This window comes from Vibrio sp. YT-19(2023) (assembly GCF_033337395.1).
Map to the genome: position 1 here is coordinate 1 of NZ_JAWOQN010000350.1, position 805 is coordinate 805.

At 43.4% G+C, this 805-nt stretch carries 1 protein-coding gene; it reads right to left on the reverse strand.

Translation table 11 applies throughout. From position 1 onward, the window contains the following. Positions 1 to 364 (reverse strand): M9 family metallopeptidase N-terminal domain-containing protein (locus R7E78_RS25840; RefSeq protein WP_318058570.1); only part of this gene is annotated, 364 nt, incomplete at its 3' end. Positions 365 to 805: the final 441 nt, after the last annotated feature.

The following is an 805-nucleotide window of genomic DNA, read 5'->3' on the forward strand; positions in this document are numbered from 1 at the left end:
GGTCAGAATCAAACGCCGCTTCTTGCACTCGGCTTTGAGCAGAGAACAGCTCGTTGATGCAACTTGCACCTTGAGTTTTTATCGCGCTGATCAAGTCGTTGCTGTTGGTGGTTGTGAACGATTCTACGTCACAAACCACGCTTGCCGCTTCAACCGATTGGGTAGCCCGCGTACGTAACGTCTGTTTCGGTAGCTGTGGTAACAATTCTGTCGGTGCATACTCAGGCTGCGCCGTTTCTACACCGTGTTCGTGCTGATGATGTTCAACTTTCTCTGTGACTTGCGCTACTGGCTCGCTCATTGCGAACGCAGCAGTGCTGCTCAAGGTTGCCGCAATCGCGACGCTGAGGGTTTTCAGTTCCATCGTTGTTCTTCTATATAATGTGTTCCTTAAATGCCGATACCACGTGACATCACTTCGTGCTCTTTTCACAACAAAGAGCATCCTCATATAAATCTGATTGAGCTTTAAAATAAACAATTCATTAACAAACAAATTTAGCGGTATCACTTTTTAGTACCCAATTCGCCACACTACGAACTTTATTAAAATCGATTTGCTCAATAGACTTTGATGAACTAGCACTTAAAGACGCCACAACGAAGGATTTTGGCGTTATGAAAAAACCAAGCTACACTATCGCTCTCCCAACATATTTAGAATGAAATCTATGACCGATGCCGATATCGAACTTCAGCACCTGTGGTTAGAAATCCAAACGCAACGCTGGCAAAACGTGTCCCGTTTTTTATTCAGTTACTACTGCTATAAAAACAATTTAGTAAATAAAAACAACAAGGTTTG